Genomic DNA, 20,172 nt, shown 5'->3' on the forward strand with positions numbered 1-20,172 from the left:
AGGCCGCCGGCCCCCTGACTACTGGCCGCGTTCGTGACCGACCTCGCCGGTGATGACGTCGCCGAACAGCTCCCACGCCTGCCCGTTGAAGCGCATCAATTGCATCTGCTCGATCGGAAAATAATCATCGGCTGAGGTATTGACCATGATGCCGGGCAGCATCAGGTCGGTGTGGAAATTCTTCAGGCTTGCGGCCTGCTTCATGACGTTGTCGCGCGTGAGATTATCGCCGCACTGCTTCAGAACCTGCGCCATCGCCTCGGCCTGCACGTATCCGTAGACGTTGTTGGAATTGGCCTTGTCGCCGTCAGGGTAATATTTGTCCATGAACTCGCGCCATTTGACGATGGCCGGATCCTTGTCCCAGGTCGGATCGGTCGGGTCCTTCAGATAGATGGTCGAGATGATACCCTTGGAATAGTCGAGGCCGGCAGGCTTCAGGACCGAGGCGACCGAGGTTGCGGTGTTGGCCAGGAAGAATTTCGGCTTCCAGCCGAGTTCGCCTACCTTCCGGATGGCCTGCGCCGAACCCTTCGGCGCGGCCCATGAGAAGAAGATGTCGGCACCGGAATCGTGCAACGCGACGATCTGCGAGTCGATCGAGGGATCGCTGACCTCATAGGATTTGTCGGCGATGATCATGTTGGCCTTGTCGCCGAGTCCGTCCTTCAGGCCCTTGAACTGGTCCTTGCCGGCATCGTCGTTCTGCCAGAACACCGCGATCTTGCCGTTCGGGAAATTGTCGCGGATGTACTTTGCGTAGATCCGGCCCTCGCTCTGGTAGTTGGGCTGAAAGCCCATGGTCCACGGAAAGTTCTTCGGGTCCCCGAACTTGGTGCCGCCGGAGGCGACAAATAGCTGCGGCACCTTCTTGGCGTTCATGTATTTCATGATCGCGGAGTTCGAGGGCGTGCCGAGCGCCTGGAAGATCAACAGCACCTCGTCGCTCTCGACCAGCTTGCGCGCCTGCTCGATCGCCTTCGGCGGTGAATAGGCGTCGTCATAACTGATGAAGTTGACCTTGCGGCCGTTGATGCCGCCTTGATCGTTGATCATCTTGAAGAATGCGGCCTCGGTCTTGCCGATCACGCCGTAGGACGACGCTGGTCCGCTATAGGGCATGATGTTGCCGATCTTGATCTCGGTGTCGCTGGCGCCGGGATCGTATTTCTTTTGTGCCAAGGCCGGTGTCGTGACGAGCACTCCGGCAGCAAGCATGGCGAGGGCAGCAAGGCTTTTGCGACGACCCGGCATCGTTCTCTCCCCTATGTTTTATCGTCTTGTTTTGCGGAGAGTGTCGCAAGGCGGCCGGCGACTGGCAAGCGGCAGGATTTTCCGCAGAGTGAAACGCTGGCTCAGGAACTTAACCGACGCGCTGCGGCACGGCTGCTCAACCGCACCGGCGACGACCGCCATCATCGCCGTTGATGCCATCAGTTGAAATGTCGCCGTCCCAAGCGGCGACGAGTCCGTAGGTCAAGGCAGAGTCCGGCGCGATGAAGATTGCCACCGATTTCCGGATCCGGCGTAATTTAAGACCGCTCGCGTGACCGGGCATCCCAGGCGATATCGGCTACGACCGCCCCGATCACCAGCGCGCCGCCAACGAGCGCATGCACGGCCGGCACTTCGCGAAAGCCGACCCAGATCCAGAACGCCATCAGCGGCGTCTCCAGCGTGGCGATCAGCGAGGCCTGCCCTGACGGCAACAGCCGCGAGCCGAGCATGTAGAAGGTCAGGCCGAGCGCGACCTGGAGGCAGCCGAACATTGCGAGGATCGCGAGGTTATGGCCGCTGACATGGGCGACGTCGTGGGCGAACGGCAGGCTGACGAGGCTGCCGATGAAATTCGACAGAGCGGCGGCCGCGACCATCGACGTCTCGCGATGGCGTCGAACGACGACCGTCATCGCCGAGATGGCGAGCACCATCAGGCAGCTCAGCGCCACACCGCTGATATCGGCGCCTGCTCGGACGCCGCCAACGGTGATAGCCACGCCGGCAAACGCAACGAGACTCGCGATCAGGGTGCGCCATGTCGCGGCTTCGCCAAGCCACAGCCATGCCAGCGCCGCCGCGACGAACGGCTGGGTCGCGATCAGCACCGCGACATTCATGACATCAGTCATCTGAAGCGCGGGGATGAACGAGATCATGCCGAGCGCGGACAATGACGCCACGAGCAAGCCGCCGCGCCCCGGCACCAGCAATTGCCGCAGCGCGCCCGGCCCCTGCATCAGGACGAGAAGCACCGAGATCAGGCTGCCGCCGAACAGGCCGCGCCAGAACAGGATGGTCCAGGGGTCGAACGGCAGCAGCCGCGTGAAAAACGGGGCGGTGCTCCAGGCAATTGCCGCCGCGGTAACGAGGGCAATGCCGAGACCGCGTTCCGAGCGAGGCTGCCCCATATCAGAGTGCCCTATTAAGACGGCTTCTTCGGCCGTGACACCAGCTCGATCATCTTGCCTTCGTCGTCGTCGGGCATCGCGGCCTTCGCCTGCGCGTAGGACTCGACCGCGGCGCGCGACACCAGCGGCTTGTCGGCCAGCAGGCTCTCGGCGAGTTTTACCGCGTAGGTTGCATCCTTGTGCCGCAGCGCCGCTGTAAACGTCGCGCCACTGAAATCGCGGGCGACCATGCGCTTGGAGTGACGCTGCACCTGCGGGCTGGCAGCGACGCCCGCCTGGATCGACTCCAGCACCAGCTTCATGTCGAGCCCGGCCTGCTCGGCGATCGCGAGGCCCTCGGCGAGGCCGGCGATCTGGATCGCGCCCAGGAGATTGTTGATGAGCTTGTAGACCGTGCCGGAGCCGACCGCGCCGAAATGGCGGATGGTCGAGCCGATCGGTTCGAGGAACGCCCGCGCCCGCTCGAGGTCGGCCGCATCCGCTCCGGCGAGCAGCGTCAGTTTTCCGGCCGCCGCGGCATCCGGCAATCCCGTCACGGGGCAATCGATATAGATGAGGCCGCGCGCATTGAGCTCGCGGCCCATCTCGCGGGCATGATCATAGGAGACGGTCGAGCACTCGATCGCGATGGTGCCGGCCTTCGCCGTCTTGGCCGCACCGTTGAGCCCGAGCCAGACGGCGCGCGAGGCTTCGTCGTCGGCGACCATGGTCACCACGGCGTCGGCATCGATCGCGGCATCCTCAGGCGACGTCGCCCAATTTGCGCCGCGCAGGATCAGGTCTTCTGCCTTTGCCTTGCTGCGATTCCACAGCGTCACCGTAAAGCCGGCATCGAGATAGCGGCCGGCCATGCCATGGCCCATCCGACCCAACCCGATGAAGGCGACACGGGGCATGCTAGTCCACGTCCTCGATGTCGGCACCGGTGGTGCCGAAGGCGCGCTGCGCCAGGGTCGCGGCCATGAAGTCGTCGAGTTCGCCGTTGAGCACGCCCGACGTGTCGGACGTCTGCACGCCCGTGCGCAGATCCTTCACCATCTGATAGGGCTGCAGCACGTAGGAGCGGATCTGGTGGCCCCAGCCGATGTCTGTCTTGGCGGCCTGGTCGGCGGCCGCCTTCTCCTCGCGCTTCTTCAGCTCGATCTCGTAAAGGCGCGCGCGCAGCATGTCCCAGGCCTGCGCCCGGTTCTTGTGCTGCGAGCGGCCGGCCTGGCAGACCACCGCGACGCCGGTAGGGATATGCGTGAGCCGCACCGCGGATTCGGTCTTGTTGACGTGCTGGCCGCCGGCACCGCCCGACCGCATGGTGTCGACGCGGACATCGGCATCCTTGATGTCGATCTTGATGCTGTCGTCGATGACCGGGAAAACCTGCACGCTCGAAAACGATGTGTGCCGCCGCGCGTTGGAATCGAACGGCGATATCCGCACCAGGCGGTGCACGCCGGCCTCGGTCTTGAGCCAGCCATAGGCATTGTGGCCGGAGACCTGGATGGTCGCGGATTTGATGCCGGCCTCTTCGCCCTCGGACTCTTCGAGGAACTCGACCTTGAAGCCGTGCGTCTCAGCCCAGCGTGTGTACATGCGCAGCAGCATCTGCGCCCAGTCCTGGCTCTCGGTGCCGCCGGCGCCGGCATGGACCTCGAGATAGGAATCGAAGCGATCGGCCTCGCCCGACAGCAACGCTTCGAGCTCGCGCCGCGCCACTTCCTTCTTCAGGTTCTTGAGCGCAGCTTCGGCTTCGGCCACGACACCCGCGTCGCCCTCGGCTTCGCCGAGCTCGATCATGCCGATATCGTCTTCGAGCTCCTGCTCGACCTTGCCGATGCCCGAGAGCGAATCCTCCAGCGAGGTGCGCTCCTGCATCAGCTTCTGGGCTTTCTGGGGATCGTTCCAGAGGTTGGGATCTTCTGAGAGCTTGTTCAGCTCAGCGAGGCGCGCCGTCGATTTCTCGACGTCAAAGATGCCTCCTCAGCAGCCCGACTGACTGCTTGATCTCTTCTACCAACCGTTCGATTTCGGCGCGCATGTCGTTCTCTGGTCTCGCGGAATTGCTCCGCGTTTGATTTGCAACGCGGATGTAACGGCGGCGGCGCCAAAGCGCAACCGCCCGCCTCGCCTGCATCAGGCGTTATCCGCTACCACAGCCCGCCGGTGCCCGGCCGCATGAGGAAGCCGGAATCCGGCTGCTGCTGCGAAGACGGCATGCCGCCGCGCCCGTCTGCGTCGGCGACCCCGATGACCGAGTAATTATCCGGCGGCGCCGTGCCCGGCTTGAAGGCCTCGAGGATGGTTCCACCGGACTCGCCGGGGCCAGCGCGCATGCCGGTCTTGGCGACGACGCGAACCAGCTTGATGCCGGCCGGCACCTTGAACGGGACCGCGGGCTTGTCGGCAAGCGCGAGCTTGAAGAAGTCGCGAGCGATCGGGGCAGAGAGATGGCCGCCGGTTGCGGCATTGCCTCTGCCGAGCGAGCGCGGCTTGTCGTAGCCCATATAGATGGCGACCGCGACATCGGGCGAGAAGCCGACGAACCAGGCGTCCTTGGCCTCGTTGGTGGTGCCGGTCTTGCCGGCGATCGGCTTGCCGACTTCCCTCACGACGGTCGCGGTACCGGCCTGAACCACGCCTTCCAGCAGCTCGGTGATCTGATAGGCCGTCATGGAGTCCAGCACCTGCTCGCGGCGATCGATCAGCTGCGGCTCGGTCTGGTTCTTCCAGCCGCCGGGCGCGTCGCAGCCGCGGCATTCGCGCTGGTCATGCTTGAAGATGGTGTGGCCGTAGCGGTCCTGGATACGGTCGATCAGGGTCGGCTTCACCCGGCGGCCGCCATTGGCGAGCATCGAATAGGCCGTGACCATGCGCATCGCCGTGGTCTCGCCGGCACCGAGCGCGTAGGAGAGATAGTTCGGCAATTCATCATAGACGCCAAAGCGGCGCGCATATTCGCCGATCAGGGGCATGCCGATGTCTTGCGCAAGCCGTACCGTCACCGTGTTGCGCGATAGCCTCAGCGCATTGCGCAAAGTCATCGGCCCCATATACTTGCCGGCATCAAAGTTTTCCGGACGCCACACGCCGGCGCCCTGGCCCTGGTCGATTTCGATCGGCGCGTCGAGCACGACGGTCGACGGCGTGTACCCGTTGTCGAGCGCTGCCGAATAGACGATCGGCTTGAACGACGAACCCGGCTGCCGATAGGCCTGCGTGGCGCGGTTGAACTGGCTCTGGTCGAACGAGAAGCCGCCGACCATGGCGAGAACGCGGCCGGTCCAGGGGTCCATCACCACCATCGCGCCCGACACTTCGGGGATCTGGCGCAGACGGTACTGACCTTCGACCGGCTGTCCCTCCTTGCTGTAGAGCGGATCGGCATAGATCACGTCGCCGGGCTGCAGCACCTGCGCCACCGACGTCGCCGCCCTGCCCTTTGCAGCGCCCTGGGCCGCCTTCGCCCATTTGACGCCGTCGAGCGTGATCAGACCGGTCTCCCGCTGCTTGCTGACGGCGCCGCCGAGTTCGCGGTTCGGCTGGAAGCCGATGCGCGCGGACTGGTCGCTGGTCTCCAGCACCACCGCCATGCGCCACGGCGAGATGTCGGAGAGCGACTTGATCTCGGCGAGCTTCACGCCCCAGTCACCCGAAATATCGAGCTTGCTGATGGCGCCGCGATAACCCTGCTGCTCGTCATAATTCACGAGGCCGGTGACCATGGTCTTGCGCGCCATGACCTGGATCTTCGGATCGAGCGTGGTGCGCACCGAGAGGCCGCCCTCATACAGCTTCTTCTCGCCATAGCGCTCGAAAATGTCGCGGCGGACTTCCTCGGCAAAATATTCGCCGGCGAAGGTGTGGGCACCGTTGGAACGGTTGGTGACGGCCAGCGGCTCCTTGCGCGCCTTCTCGGCGTCGGCCTGCTTGATCCAGCCGTTCTCCTGGAGACGGTCAATCACGTAGTTGCGGCGTTCGATAGCGCGGTCGCGGTTACGCACCGGATGCAGCGTCGCCGGCATTTTCGGCAGCGCCGCGAGGTAGGAAGCTTCCGCCACGGTGAGTTCGTTCACCGACTTGTCGAAATAGACCAGCGAAGCCGCCGCGATGCCGTAGGCGCCGAGACCGAGATAGATTTCGTTGAGATAGAGCTCGAGGATCTTGTCCTTCGAATAGGTCTTCTCGATGCGCATCGCGAGCAAGGCTTCCTTGATCTTGCGCGCGAAGGAGACCTCGTTGGTCAGAAGGAAGTTCTTGGCGACCTGCTGGGTGATGGTCGACGCACCCTGCGGGCGGCGGTTGGAGCCGTAGTTCTGGAGATAGACCAGGCCGGCGCGCGCCATGCCGGTGTAGTCGATGCCACCGTGCTCGTAGAAATTCTTGTCTTCGGCGGCGAGGAACGCGTTGATCACGAGCTTCGGCACCGCCTGGATCGGCAAGTACAGCCGCCGCTCCTTGGCGTACTCACCGAGCAGCGAGCCGTCGACCGCGTGCACGCGGGTCATCACCGGCGGCTCGTAATCCTGAAGCTGAGAGTAATCGGGCAAGTCCTTGGAGAAATGCCAGATCAGGCCTGCCACGGCACCGACACCGACAAGGAACATCACCGTTCCCGCGGCGAACAGGAAGCCCATGAACCGCACAAGCAAGCGCATTATGTGTTTATCCGTTTAATCCCTGGATCAGCCCAAGATCAGCCTCAAGGCGCCCCAAACGGACGCCATCCTCACGTCGCGAATTCACCGGCCTACTCAATACCATCAATGCCGGACCGAAAGACGCTTGCCGAACGGGATTCTCATCGATTCAGGAACCCCCTGCGCCGTTTTTATAAAGCGTCCGCTGTGGCCAAACTAGGGCTTAACATCGGAACCGGCATTCCCTGCCTAATTGCCGGCCCCCGCCGTCGCCATCCGCTTGGCCAGGAACGTGTCGATCGCCTGGGCCATCGAGCCCACCGCGCGTGACCGCCAGCCCTCGGACACGAGGTGCTCGAGGTCGCCCTTGTTGGAGACGTAGCCGATCTCGACCAGCACGGAGGGCACGTCGGGGGCTTTCAGCACCCGAAAACCGGCCGACTTCAGGGGGTGCTTGTGCATCCGCACGGTCGACTTCATTTCGCCCATCAGCAAATGCGCAAAACGGTTTGAAAAGGTGCGTGTTTCCCGCTGCGTGAGGTCGATCAGGATGTCGGCGACATCGGTCGGCTCCTCCGCAAGATTGAAGCCAGCAATCGCATCGGCGCGGTTTTCGGCATCGGCCAGGCGCTGGGCCTCGGCATCGGAGGCCTTGTCCGAGAGCGTGTAGATGGTGGCGCCCTGCGCATCGCCTTCGGCCTTCGGCAGCGCGTCGGCGTGAATCGAGACGAATAGCGCGGCGTTCAGATTGCGGGCGATCTTGCTCCGGTCATTGAGCGGAATGAAGGTGTCGTCGTCCCGCGTCATCACCACCCGGTATTTGCCGGCCTTTTCCAGCCGGTCGCGCAGCGCCAGTCCAAAGGCGAGCACCAGGTTCTTCTCGCTCTCGCCGCTCGACTGGGTGCCGTTGTCGATGCCGCCATGGCCGGGATCGATCACGACGACAGGACGGCCATCGACCGGCGCCCCTGGCTTCTGCTGCGCCGAGTCAGGAGCGGCAGGAATTGTCGCCGGCGGCGCGGCAGCGATCGTCGGCCGCAGCTCGGGGCGATTCTCCGGGGCGGGCGTCGGCACGAAAGCCGCGCGGTCGACCTCCTCCAGCTCGAGCACCAGTCGGGCCGGCTGGCCGTTGGCCGCCTCGAGCACATAGGAATTGGTGATGTTGGCGGGCCCGGTCAGGTCGAACACGATTCGGGAGCCGCCGGGCATCACCAGGCCGTAGCGGAAGGCCTTGACCAGCCCTCGTCCGGCTCCGGAGCCCGGCGCCAGCTGAAAATTCACCTGGGGAACATCGACCACGACCCGGTAGGGGTCGGCGAGAGTCGTGGCGCGGAAGCTGACGGTCTGGTCGAGGTCGAGAATGAAGCGGGTCTGCTTGCCGTCGCCGGCCAGCCGCGCGGCTGTGGCAATCGGAAAATTCGCCGCCGCAACAGAGGATTGCGATGGGCTCTCGGCCGCGCTCAGACGCGAGGAATCGGCGCACGGCAATGCCGCGGCGCACAGAAGCGCAATCCCCAGCAAAACCCGTTGATTTGTGCGGCTCGCCACCGAATCCGTGCCTCCGAGCAGCCCTCTTTAACGCAATAGAACCACAGGGTTAATCGATCCTTGATGACGGAGATGCGAAACTCTCAGACTGTGACCGGCGTGCGACGCTCCTTGCACCAATGGCCCATTCCTCGTATGTACGGATTGCTGACGGCCAATAATTTCCGGTTGTGTCGCATTCAGCCTCCCGGTGCAGCGCCGGAACTCCCAAGGTTTGGGAATTCCAGCGTTTTTCCGTTCCCTTCTACGACCAGCGCGGTGCGCGGCAGCGAGGTGGAACGGGGCAAGCCCCGGCGGCGGACGGTTTCCGGTTACCACAGTGTTTCCGGGACGGTTTTGACAGCGACGCGGCCAGTTGCCCGGTCCCTTAATCCCAAGGGGGCGGTTCGATATCCCAAGGCGAGCGCTCACGCGCCATGCCTGGCCAGCAGCAGCTGATTAGGGGCGGCCCCGCCGCCCAATGTTTCATACGGGCCGACGCTTGATGCGCCAGACTGTGCCGACGAATTCTGAAGGACAATTCGCGACGCTGCGGAGTGAAAATCCCGCGCGCCGCTTCGGTCCTGAAGCTTCCGATTCGGCAAGGCGCGAGAGACGGCGTTTCGGCCTTCCCCTCACCCCCGAATCAGGTGGACCGTCGCGTCACCCGGCAGCGCTCTTCGCGCCCACGGTCGATCGCGCCCGCCGCCGCCAAGAGTTAAGACATGCCCAACAAGATGTTGATCGATGCCACCCACCCGGAAGAGACCCGGGTCGTCGTGGTCCGCGGCAATCGTGTCGAAGAGTTTGACTTCGAGACCGCGCAACGCAAGCAACTGCGCGGGAATATCTACCTCGCCAAGGTCACAAGGGTCGAACCCTCGCTCCAGGCCGCTTTCGTTGAATATGGTGGCAACCGCCACGGCTTCCTCGCCTTCAGCGAAATCCATCCCGACTACTACCAGATCCCGGTCGCCGACCGGCAGGCGCTGATCGAGGCCGAAGAACAGGCCCATCGCGAGGCCGAGGAAGAGAGCGAGAACCGCTCTCACGGCCGCCGGCGCTCGCGCCACCGCAACTCCCGCCGCCGCAGTCATGGCGAGCGCGTCCGCAGCGACATCGTCGAGGGCCTCGACGCCGGCGCCGATCCGGTCGCTCAGCCGGTCGAGGGCCAGGCCCTGCCGGAGCATGCCGACGGCACTGCGCATGAGGGCGAGCACCTGCACGCCGATGCCGAGCATCACGGCGAGCACGAAGGTCACGACCACGATCATCATGATCACGAGCATGACGATCATGAGCACGCCCATGATGACGAGGATCATCACACTCACGGTCATGACGATCATGGTCATGACCACGAGCACGATCATCACGACCATGATCACGCCGACGAGACGCCCGCGCCCGTCGCAGCGATCGGCGCCGAGCCCGCTGTTGCGGCCGAGACCGTCGCCGAGTCGCAAGAGGCCGCCGCTTCTGAAACGCATGCCGAGGCTCTTGCCGAAGCCGTGACCTCCGTTGCCGAGCCGGCCGACGCCGTCTATGCCGCCGGTGAGAGCACTGAAGCTTCGCATCAGGATGCGGAAGCGAGGGCCGACGAAGACGACGAGGACGATGAAGACGGCGAGGAAGCCGAAGAGGAGCACGTCGAATCCGTCGGCGGCGACGATGTGATGGAGGAAGTGCCGGAGCGCACCTTCCGTCCGCGCCGCCAGTACAAGATCCAGGAAGTCATCAAGCGCCGCCAGGTGATGCTGGTACAGGTGGTCAAGGAAGAGCGCGGCAACAAGGGCGCGGCGCTGACGACCTACCTCTCGCTCGCCGGCCGCTACGCCGTGTTGATGCCGAACACCGCCCGTGGCGGCGGCATCAGCCGCAAGATCACCAGCGCCCAGGACCGTTCGCGCCTGAAGGAAGTGGTGCAGGATCTCGACGTGCCCGAGGGCATGGGCATCATCCTGCGCACCGCGGGTGCCGCCCGCACCAAGCCTGAGATCAAGCGCGACTTCGAGTACCTGATCCGGATGTGGGAGACGGTGCGCGACCTGACGCTGAAGTCGCAGGCCCCGACGCTGGTCTACGAGGAAGGCTCGCTGATCAAGCGCTCGCTGCGCGACCTCTACAACAAGGAGATCGACGAGATCTCAGTCGCCGGTGAATCCGGCTACCGCGAAGCGCGCGACTTCATGAAGATGCTGATGCCCGCCAATGTCAGTGCGGTAAAGCAGTATCGCGACGGCCAGCCGCTGTTCTCGCGGATGGGTGTCGAAAGCCAGCTGGATGCGATGTTCTCGCCGACCGTCCAGCTACGCTCCGGCGGCTACATCGTGATCAACCAGACCGAGGCGCTGGTCTCGATCGACGTCAACTCCGGACGGTCGACACGCGAGCACCATATCGAGGACACCGCGCTCAAGACCAATCTGGAGGCGGCCGAAGAGGTCGCCCGCCAGCTCCGCCTGCGCGACCTCGCCGGCCTGATCGTCATCGACTTCATCGACATGGACGAGAAGCGCAACAACCGCGCGGTCGAGCGCAAGTTGTCCGACTGCCTGCGCCAGGATCGCGCGCGCATCCAGGTCGGCCGCATCTCGCATTTCGGCCTGCTCGAGATGTCGCGCCAGCGCATCCGCGCCAGCGTGCTGGAATCCTCCACCGATCCCTGCCCGCATTGCGGCGGCACCGGCCACGTCCGCTCGGTCTCCTCGGTGGCGCTGCAGTTGCTGCGCGGCCTCGAAGAGATCCTGATGAAGGGCGCGACCCACAATCTCGTGGTCCGCACCCGCACCGACGTCGCGCTTTATGTGCTGAACCATAAGCGCGGCCATCTGCGCGATCTCGAAAACGGCTTCAAGGTCACGCTGGCGGTGATCGCTGATGCCAGCGTCAGCGGACCGCAGGCCTATGTGATCGATCGTGGCGAGCAGGTGCACACGCTGGAAGCCGCCAAGGCGCTGCTCGCAGCGCAGGCAGCCGCAAGCCCGCCGCCGCTGGCTGAAGAAGCCTATGACGACGAGGAATTCGATTCCGAACTGGAATCCGAGGTCGAGACCGAGGAAACCGAAGGTCTCACCGAAGAACAGGCCGCAGGCGATGCCGCGCCCGAGCAGGATGGCCAGCGCGGCCGCAAGCGCCGCCGGCGTCGTCGCGGTCGCGGCGGTCAGCGCGATGGTGAGGCGCGCGAGGATGGCGCTCCAACGTCTCCTGAAGGGACCGTAGCGGCAGCCAGCGAAGGCGAAGAGGACGCCGAGTCCGAACAGGACGGCGAGGAAGGCGAGGAACAGGCAGCCCGTGGCGAACAGCAGGGCGCAGACGCGCGCCGCCGCCGGCGTGGCCGCAGGGGCGGACGCCGTCGGCGCGGCGGTGGCGAGGAAGGTCTCGCCGGATCGATCGGCGACGAGCTCGGTGGCAATCCGCCGTCGGAAGCAACCGACGCGGTGGCCGATTTCGACAGCGCCGGCAGCGAGACGGCGCCGTCGATTGCGCATTCGGAGCACGTCGCCCCGGTTGCGCCGCAGATGTCTCAGCCTGAGCCCTATGCGCCAGCACCGGTTGAAACGCCGGTCCAGCCCGCGCCTTCTGCTGCTGTCGTCGAGGAAGAAACCGCAGCCGACGAAAAGGCAGCACGACGCCGCTCCACCGTCCGCGAGAAGGTGAGCTTCCTGTCGAGCAGCCCGAGCGAGCCGGCGGCCGCAGCGCCGGAGCCGGTTGCTCCGCCCGCGCCTGAGCCCGCGCCGGAAGCGGCAAACGAGACGCCGGCCGCGCCGCGTCGCGCCGGCTGGTGGTCGCGCCGTTTCGGCGGCGGCGAATAGAACGAAACATCCAAATAAAAAAACGCCCGGCCTGGCCGGGCGTTTTTCATTTCAAGCCTCGCCTGAGCGTTACGGCGGTGGCTCGTCGTCACCGAGCGGCGTCGCCTCGCGCGATGCGATCTGGCGAAGCTGGTCATAGAGATCGGGCGCCTCGCTGGTGCAGAGACAGACGCCCTTGGCGGACGGGCCCTCGCCGGCGTTGAGGTAGGCGTGGCCCATGGTGCTGTCGAGATAGATGCCGTCGCCCGCGCCAAGGATCTCCGGCGCGTAGAACTCGGTGTGAACGGCGACGCGTCCGCTCGTCACCAGAAAATACTCTTCGTCGGCATGGCGCAGCAGCGGACCGAATTCGTCCAGCGAGCCCACCACGTTCTTTGCCGAGCGCGAAAAATATCTCCTGATCAGCAGCTCGGCGTTGACCGGCATCTTCCTCTACGCCATGTACAAGGTGGAGACGATCACGGTGCTGATCGTCTATCAGTCGCTGGTCTACTTCTTCAAATCCTTCGTGCTAGCTGCGGTGGTTGCGCTCCCGACCAAACTGCTCCGCGACGATCAGATCGGGTCGGGAGTCGGCATGGTCAATCTCGGTGGCCAGAGCGCAGGCTTCGTCGCACCGGCCGTCATTGGCTTCATCGTGGCGGGAACCGGATCATTTGACGCGGCCTTCGGATTCCTGGTCGCCATGACGGCGATGTCGGTCGTGGTCGCCACGACCATCAATACGGCGCAGCCCAAGCTTGCGCCGAAGCCGGCCTGACAGGAGAGTTCTGCCGATGCGAAGCGCAATCATTCTCGGCGGCGGCATGGTGGGCGTCGGTGCCGCCTTGCATCTGCGGCAGCGCGGCTGGACCGTCACGCTGGTCGACCGCAGGGAGCCCGGCCGCGAGACCAGCTACGGCAATGCCGGGATGATCCAGGCGGAAGCGGTGCGGCCCTATCCGATGCCGCGCGATCTCGCCTCGCTCGTGAAGATCGCGACCGGCCGCACCAACGACGTGCGCTACAGCTTGTCCTCTCTGCATCGCCACGTCGAGCCCCTGCTCCGCTATTGGTGGCACTCGGCGCCGAAGCGGCATCGCGAGGCAATCGCCGCGTGGGCGCAGCTCATCGCCTACGCGACGCCCGAGCACGACATCCTGATCCGCGAGGCCCATGCCGACAATCTGATTCGGCGCGCCGGTTACCGTGTGCTGCATCGCGACCCCGCCTCGTTCGATCTGGCGATCAAAACGGCAGAGGAAGACCGCCGCGAGTTCGGGGTGAATTTTCGCGTGCTCTCGGGCAGCGAACTGACCAAGGCCGAGCCGATTTTGCGCGACGACCTCCCGGGTGCGATCCATTGGCTCGACACCTGGACCGTGTCCGATCCCGGCGCCCTGGTCACGGCCTACGCCAATCTGTTCGAGCGCCTCGGCGGCATCATCGTGCTCGGCGATGCGCAATCGCTGCAGCAGACCGCGACCGGATGGTCGGTCGACACCGACAATGGCCGCATCGATGCCGCCAATGCCGTCGTGACGCTCGGACCGTGGTCCCCGGATCTCCTGCACAAGTTCGGCTATCGCATCCCGCTGGTGCGCAAGCGCGGCTACCACATGCATTACAGCGGCGGCGCCTCGCTCGATTTGCCGCTGGTCGACAAGGGCCGCGGCTATGCCATGGGGCCGATGGCCAAGGGCATCCGCATCACCACCGGCGCGGAGCTGACGGGGCCGGATGCACTGGCAACGCTGGTGCAACTCGCAAGTGCCGAAGCCTCAGCGCGCGAGCTGATCGATCTCGGCAAGCGCGCCGAACCGGAGCCATGGTTCGGCACCCGCCCCTGCACGCCGGACATGGTGCCGGTGCTCGGGCGCGCCCCGCGCCACCCCGGCCTCTGGATGAACTTCGGCCACGGTCACCAGGGCTTTACGCTCGGCCCCGCCACAGGACGCCTGCTCGCGGAGATGATGAACGGCGAGACGCCGTCAATCGATCCGACGCCGTACCGCCCGGAGCGGTTCTAGCTCTCCGCTTTCGCGGCGAGAAAAAGGGCTGATCAAGGATCTCGACCAGCCCTATTACTTCAAAGTCTGACGGCGCAGTGCGCCGTGAGATGCAGCTTGCAGATCAGTCCGTCGTTACAGCGGTTTCCATGTCGGTCGGATCGATCTGCTGGCTCAGCCGCGCGTTGAGCTTGTCCCGATCGAGCTCGCCTTCCCACCAGGCGACGATCACGCAGGCCACGCCGTTGCCGCAGAGATTGGTCAGCGCACGGCACTCGCTCATGAACTTGTCGATGCCGAGCACGATCGCCATGCCCGGCACGAGCCGCGGGTCGACCACTGCGAGCGTCGCCGCCAGCGTGATGAAGCCCGCACCGGTGATGCCGGAGGCGCCCTTCGAGGTCAGCATCGCCACGACGAGGATCGTGAGCTGCTGGCCGAAGGTGAGATCGAAGCCGAGCGCCTGTGCGATGAACAGGGTCGCCAGCGTCATGTAGATGTTGGTGCCGTCGAGGTTGAACGAATAACCCGTGGGCACCACGAGGCCAACCACCGACTTCGAGCAGCCGAGCCGCTCCAGCTTCTCCATCAAGGACGGCAGCGCGCTTTCCGACGACGAGGTGCCGAGCACGATCAGCAGCTCGTCCTTGATGTAGGCGAGGAACTTGAAAATCGAGAAACCGGCGACGCGCGCGATGATGCCAAGCACCACGAAGACGAACAGCGCCGCGGTCAAATAGAACGTCGCGATCAGGCCCATCAGATTGAGGATCGCGCCGGTGCCGAACTTGCCGATGGTATAGGCCATCGCACCGAACGCACCGAGCGGCGCCGCGCGCATCACGATGGAGATGACGCCGAACACCGCATGCGCGGCATCGTCGATGAAGCTGCGGATGGTGTGGCCGCGCTCGCCGAGCCCCATGATGGCGAAGCCGAACAGCACCGAAAACAGCAGCACCTGCAGGATCTCGCCTTGCGCAAAGGCACCGACAACGGTGTCGGGAATGATGTGCAGGATGAAGTCGACGCTCCTCTGGCTCTCAGCCTGCTTGGCGAAGTTGGCAACCGCATTGGCATTCGCAGCCGCACTGCCGAAGCCTGCACCCGGCTTCACGACGTTGCCGATGATGAGGCCGATGACGAGCGCGAAGGTGGAGACGATCTCGAAATAGACCAGCGCCTTGACGCCGATGCGCCCGACCTTCTTGGCGTCCTGGATGTGGGCGATGCCGGAGACCACGGTGCAGAAGATGATCGGGGCGATCACCATCTTGATCAGCTTGATGAAGCCGTCGCCGAGCGCCTTGATCCAGTCGTTGGTGGCAACCGTCGGCCAGAGCCAGCCGACGATCGCGCCGAGCACGATGGCGATCAGCACCTGGACGTAGAGAATTTTATACCACGGCTTGGCCGCACTCCGTGCGGCCGGCGCGCCGGCCATCGTTGTCGTTGTCATTGTTTCACTCCCCCTCAAAATTTAGAGCCAGCCAAGATCAACTTGGCCGGCCCTGTCAATTGGAACCATTCCGTATGGTGAGTTCTAGACGCGGCGGTCGACGATCCGCCGTACCGCCGGCATCAGCGCAGCGCCCAGCGCGTTCTTGACCACCGAGGCCGCAATGAACGGCGCGACGCCAACCAGCCAGGCCTTGGTCGCGCCAAGGCCGATGCCGTAGGCCAGCCAGCCGAAACCGGCGATGAAAATAACGACATGGCCGACCGCCATTGCCGCAAACAGCAGCACGACGTTGCGATCCCAGCCCCGTTCGGCGAACCAGCCAATGACGAAGGCAGCCAGCACGAAGCCGTAGAGATAACCGGCGGTCGGGCCGACCAGCGGTGCAATTCCACCGATCGGACCGGCGAACACCGGCAGCCCCATCGCGCCTTCGGCGAGGTAGGCGATCATGGTTGCGCTGCCAAGGCGCCAGCCATAGGCCGCGCCGATCATCAGCACGACCAGGGTCTGCAACGTCATGGGCACGTAAGGCAGCGGCAGATTCACCTTGGCCGACAACGCCATCAGCGCCGAGCCGAGCGCCACAAGGACGACAGCGCGCAAGGCGCCGACGGTCTCGCCCGGTCGGATCGGCCACATCACTGCGGCAAGAGGAGAATGCGACGTGGCGGCGGACTGTACGGTTCGGTCAGACAAGATGCACTCCGGAAGGCTGTTCGAAACTGGCGGCTATTTAAGCCAGTGAGCGATCCGGTCAACTGCCTCCCGCATCTCCGCAGCCGAGCGTGCATAGGAGAATCGGATGAACGAACGGCCATGGATCGGATCGAAATCGACGCCCGGCGTTGCCGCAACGTGGGCCTTCTCCAGCATCTGCTTGGCGAAGTCGAAACTGTCCGAGGTGAAGTCCGAGACGTCGGCATAGAGATAGAACGCGCCGTCCGCCGGCAAAAACTTGCTGAGGCCCGCCTTCGGCAATCCCTCGATCAAAATGCGCCGGTTCTCCTGATAGCCGTGCTTGATCTCCTCCATCTCCGCCGCGCCGTCAAAGGCGGCTTCGGCCGCGATTTGTGACAATGACGGCACCGAGATCGAGAGGTTCTGCTGCAGCCGTTCGATCGGGCGCACCAGGATGTCGGGCACGACCATCCAGCCGACGCGCCAGCCCGTCATGCAAAAATACTTCGAGAACGAGTTGATCACGAGTGCGTGGTCGGACAGCGCCGCCGCCGTCACCGCCGGAAAGGCATAATCGAGCCCGTGATAGATCTCGTCGGAGATGAAGCGGATGCCCGCATCCTCGGAGGCCGCGATCAGCCCAGCAAGCGCTTCCCGGGACATCATCGTTCCCGTCGGATTGGCGGGGCTGCCGACCAGCACGCCCTTCAGCGGCGCTTTGCGATGAGCGGCGAGCAGCGCCTCGCCGGTCAGCGCGTGACGCGTCTCGTTGGTGGTCTCGATCAGCACCGGCTCGCAGCCGAGCGCGGTGAGGATGTGACGGTACGGCGGATAGCCCGGCACCGTCACCGCGACGCGATCGCCGGGCTCGAACATCGACAGGAAAGCGAGGATGAACCCGCCGGAGGAACCCGTGGTCACCACGATTCGCTCCGGGCTGATGGTGCAGCCATAGGCATCGCGATAATGCCGCGCGATGCGCTCGCGCAAGGAGGGGATGCCGAGCGCCGACGTGTAGTCGATCCGCCCCGCTTCGAGCGCGGCATGGGCAGCCGCGATCGCGGTCTTAGGCGCGCCGGCCGCTGGCTGGCCGACCTCCATGTGAATGACGTGGCCGCCGGCCGCCTCGATCCGGGCCGCAGCCGCCATCACGTCCATCACCATGAACGGGGGAACATCACTGCGGCGGGAAGGCTCGAGCCACTGCCCCACCCGGTTCCTCAATGTCGCATCGTGCATCGATTTCTGCTATTTCGCTGGCGGACCGGTCCTTCGGTCCGGAAAACAGGGCGCTTGCGCCCCAGACTAGCCGCATTATACGGCTCATAAGGGCATATCGCGTATCCGGTCCGCCGCCAATCGCCAAAACCAATCACAAAAACTGCATTCCAAATCCGCTTGCAAAGCCCGTTTGACCCAGACCGTTTGATGTCGCTCCAGATCGCATTGCGCAAGAAGGCCTCCGCCCTCACCGCTCTCGTCACGGCGGCTGCGATCGCGCTGCTGCCGGTCCCGGCGACACAGGCGCAGGAAGGCCGCGGACCGCCCGTCCTGCGCGACACCGAAACCGAGCAGCTGTTGCGCGAATATACCCGCCCGATCCTGCGGGTTGCCGGTCTGGAGAAGCAGAACATCCAGATGGTGATCATCAACGACGGCTCGTTCAACGCGTTCGTCGCCGATGGTCGCCGTATCTTCGTCAATTTCGGCGCGATCCTGCAGTCGGAGACGCCGAACCAGCTGATCGGCGTGCTCGCGCACGAGACCGGGCATCTAGCCGGCGGCCATCTGTCCAAGCTGCGCGAGCAGCTCGCCAATGCCCAGACCCAGATGATCATCGCCATGCTGCTCGGCGCCGGCGCGCTCGTCGCGGGTGCGAGCCGCGGCTCCAGCAGTGGCAATAACGGGCTCGCCAATGCCGGCGCGGCTGCGATCGCCGGACCGCAGGAGATGATCCGTCGCTCGCTGTTGTCCTACCAGCGCCAGCAAGAAGAGAACGCCGACCGCGCCGGCGTGAAATTCCTGACCGCGACCCAGCAGTCGCCGAAGGGCATGTACGAGACCTTCAAGCGCTTCACCAGCGAGGGCCTGTTCGCGGCCCGCGGCGCCGATCCCTATCTGCAATCGCACCCGATGCCCGCCGAGCGCGTCGCGGCGCTCCAGGAATTCGCCAGCACCAGCCCGTATTGGGACAAGAAGGACGATCCCGCGCTGCAGCTCCGCCACGACATGGTGCGTGCCAAGATCTCCGCCTTCATGGAGCGGCCGGAGCTGGTGTATCGCCGCTATCCCCTGACCAATGACAGCATGCCGGCGCGCTATGCCCGCGCCATCAGCACCTATCTGCACGGCGATCTGCGCAGCGCGCTGACCCAGATCGACGCGCTGATCGCGGTGCAGCCGAACAACCCGTACTTCTACGAGGTCCGCGGCCAGGCCCTGCTGGAGAGCGGCAAGCCGGCCGACGCGATCGCCCCCCTGCGAAAGGCTGTCGCCCTCTCGAACAATGCGCCCCTCATCGAGATGTTACTTGGGCAGGCTCTGGTTGGAACCGATAATAAGGCCTACACGGACGACGCCATTCGGATTCTCCGGGCCGCCGTGGCACGCGAGCCTGAGGCCCCTCTCGGCTACATGCAGCTCGCGATGGCCTACGGCCGGAAGGGAGACTATGCCGAGGCGGATCTCGCCTCCGCCCAGGCCGCTTACTTGCGCGGCGACAACAAGACCGCTCGCGAGCTCGCTACGCGCGCGAAAACCCGTTTCGCCGTCGGCACGCCCGGATGGGTCAAGGCCGACGACATCGTGGCGTCGAAACCGCCGCGCAACTAGCCTGATCACGACATCCGCCACTTTAAGAGGATTTGCCAATGCCTTCGCTGCGCCTGCTCGCTCCCGCGCTGTTTGCGCTCGCCATGTTCGGCGCAACGGCACCGGCTTCGGCCGACAGCTTCTCGGATGCCCAGCGCACCGACATCGAGGCGATCATCAAGAACTACCTCGTCAGCCACCCCGAGGTGCTCGAGGAGGCCATGACCGAGCTCAGCAAGCGCCAGGCTGACGCCGAAACGAAGAAGCACGAGGCCAGCATCGCGCAGAATTCGGATGCGATCTTCAACTCGCCGCGCCAGGTCGTGCTCGGCAACAAGGACGGCGACGTCACCTTCGTCGAGTTCTTCGATTACAATTGCGGCTACTGCAAGCGCGCGATGGGCGACATGCTCGACCTGATGAAGTCCGATCCCAAGCTGAAGGTCGTGCTGAAGGAGTTTCCGGTGCTGAGCCAGGGCTCGGTCGAGGCCGCACAGGTCGCGGTCGCCGTGCGCATGCAGGACCCCTCCGGCAAGAAATATCTCGACTTCCACCAGAAGCTGCTCGGTGGTCGTGGCGCCGCCGACAAGGCGCGCGCGCTGCAGGCGGCCAAGGAAGCCGGCCTCGACACCGCTAGAATCGAGAAGGACATCGCCAGCCCCGAGGTGCGCGCCACTATCGAAGAGAACTTCAAGCTCGCCGAAGCGATGGGCATGAACGGCACGCCGAGCTACGTAATCGGCAAGCAGATCGTGGTCGGCGCCGTCGGCCTCGAGGGCCTCAAGGAAAAGATCGGTGTCGCCCGCTGCGGCAAGGCGACCTGCTAAAACGGCAACTTGCCGATCGCGCCTCTTA

At 64.7% G+C, this 20,172-nt stretch carries 14 protein-coding genes and 1 pseudogene; 5 read left to right on the forward strand and 10 right to left on the reverse strand.

All coding sequences use genetic code 11. From position 1 onward, the window contains the following. Window positions 1-18: 18 nt before the first annotated feature. From JJC00_RS21960 to JJC00_RS21985, 6 genes are all read right to left on the reverse strand, one after another. A complete protein-coding gene (locus tag JJC00_RS21960) occupies window positions 19-1,254 on the reverse strand; it encodes an ABC transporter substrate-binding protein (protein ID WP_200468033.1) in 1,236 nt (411 codons plus the stop codon). A 278-nt stretch (window positions 1,255-1,532) separates the two neighbouring features. Then, entirely contained in the window at window positions 1,533-2,408 is an 876-nt protein-coding gene (locus JJC00_RS21965; RefSeq protein WP_200468034.1) for a DMT family transporter, read from the reverse strand. 14 nt (window positions 2,409-2,422) lie between these two features. Next, a complete protein-coding gene (locus JJC00_RS21970) occupies window positions 2,423-3,304 on the reverse strand; it encodes an NAD(P)-dependent oxidoreductase (RefSeq protein ID WP_200468035.1) in 882 nt (293 codons plus the stop codon). A gap of 1 nt (window position 3,305) precedes the next feature. Then, window positions 3,306-4,437, reverse strand: a protein-coding gene (gene prfB, locus JJC00_RS21975; protein WP_200468036.1) for a peptide chain release factor 2 whose coding sequence is annotated in 2 segments (ribosomal slippage) — window positions 3,306-4,367 and window positions 4,369-4,437 — 1,131 coding nt in all. Because the reading frame shifts where the segments join, the coding sequence is not laid out codon by codon here. A 109-nt stretch (window positions 4,438-4,546) separates the two neighbouring features. Further along, on the reverse strand, window positions 4,547-7,054 hold the full coding sequence (locus JJC00_RS21980; protein ID WP_200468037.1) for a penicillin-binding protein 1A: 2,508 nt from the start codon (window positions 7,052-7,054) through the stop codon (window positions 4,547-4,549). A gap of 231 nt (window positions 7,055-7,285) precedes the next feature. Further along, entirely contained in the window at window positions 7,286-8,584 is a 1,299-nt protein-coding gene (locus JJC00_RS21985) for an N-acetylmuramoyl-L-alanine amidase (RefSeq protein ID WP_200468038.1), read from the reverse strand. A 704-nt stretch (window positions 8,585-9,288) separates the two neighbouring features. Here JJC00_RS21985 and JJC00_RS21990 point away from each other — a divergent pair. After that, window positions 9,289-12,378 (forward strand): Rne/Rng family ribonuclease, encoded by a 3,090-nt coding sequence (locus tag JJC00_RS21990; RefSeq protein ID WP_200468039.1) that lies wholly within the window; start codon window positions 9,289-9,291, stop codon window positions 12,376-12,378. A 69-nt stretch (window positions 12,379-12,447) separates the two neighbouring features. On the opposite strand, the pseudogene JJC00_RS21995 reads toward JJC00_RS21990, so the two are convergent. Next, window positions 12,448-12,738, reverse strand: a pseudogene (locus tag JJC00_RS21995) (cupin domain-containing protein); the annotation flags it as partial. 55 nt (window positions 12,739-12,793) lie between these two features. Here JJC00_RS21995 and JJC00_RS22000 point away from each other — a divergent pair. Both JJC00_RS22000 and JJC00_RS22005 read left to right on the forward strand, forming a co-directional pair. After that, the gene (locus JJC00_RS22000) at window positions 12,794-13,138 is read left to right on the forward strand and encodes a hypothetical protein (protein WP_246773876.1); all 345 of its coding nucleotides are present in this window, start codon (window positions 12,794-12,796) and stop codon (window positions 13,136-13,138) included. Window positions 13,139-13,154: 16 nt separating this feature from the next. After that, a complete protein-coding gene (locus JJC00_RS22005; RefSeq protein WP_200468040.1) occupies window positions 13,155-14,387 on the forward strand; it encodes an NAD(P)/FAD-dependent oxidoreductase in 1,233 nt (410 codons plus the stop codon). A gap of 103 nt (window positions 14,388-14,490) precedes the next feature. Here the strand turns inward: JJC00_RS22005 and JJC00_RS22010 are convergent, their stop codons facing one another. From JJC00_RS22010 to JJC00_RS22020, 3 genes are all read right to left on the reverse strand, one after another. Continuing rightward, window positions 14,491-15,825: a dicarboxylate/amino acid:cation symporter gene (locus JJC00_RS22010; RefSeq protein WP_200468041.1), complete on the reverse strand. Its 1,335-nt coding sequence runs from the start codon at window positions 15,823-15,825 to the stop codon at window positions 14,491-14,493. Window positions 15,826-15,909: 84 nt separating this feature from the next. Continuing rightward, window positions 15,910-16,467 carry a biotin transporter BioY gene (locus tag JJC00_RS22015; RefSeq protein ID WP_200474187.1) on the reverse strand — a complete coding sequence of 186 codons (558 nt, stop codon included), beginning with the start codon at window positions 16,465-16,467 and terminating at the stop codon, window positions 15,910-15,912. Between the two features lie 90 nt (window positions 16,468-16,557). Beyond that, window positions 16,558-17,745, reverse strand: a complete 1,188-nt coding sequence (locus JJC00_RS22020) for a pyridoxal phosphate-dependent aminotransferase (protein WP_200468042.1) — start codon at window positions 17,743-17,745, stop codon at window positions 16,558-16,560. Between the two features lie 189 nt (window positions 17,746-17,934). On the opposite strand from JJC00_RS22020, the gene JJC00_RS22025 reads away from it, so the two are divergent. After that, on the forward strand, window positions 17,935-19,338 hold the full coding sequence (locus JJC00_RS22025) for a M48 family metalloprotease (RefSeq protein WP_200468043.1): 1,404 nt from the start codon (window positions 17,935-17,937) through the stop codon (window positions 19,336-19,338). Window positions 19,339-19,376: 38 nt separating this feature from the next. Then, a complete protein-coding gene (locus JJC00_RS22030; protein WP_200468044.1) occupies window positions 19,377-20,144 on the forward strand; it encodes a DsbA family protein in 768 nt (255 codons plus the stop codon). Window positions 20,145-20,172 lie beyond the last annotated feature (28 nt).

Origin of the sequence: Bradyrhizobium diazoefficiens (assembly GCF_016616885.1) — a bacterium.
Classification (GTDB): domain Bacteria; phylum Pseudomonadota; class Alphaproteobacteria; order Rhizobiales; family Xanthobacteraceae; genus Bradyrhizobium; species Bradyrhizobium diazoefficiens_F.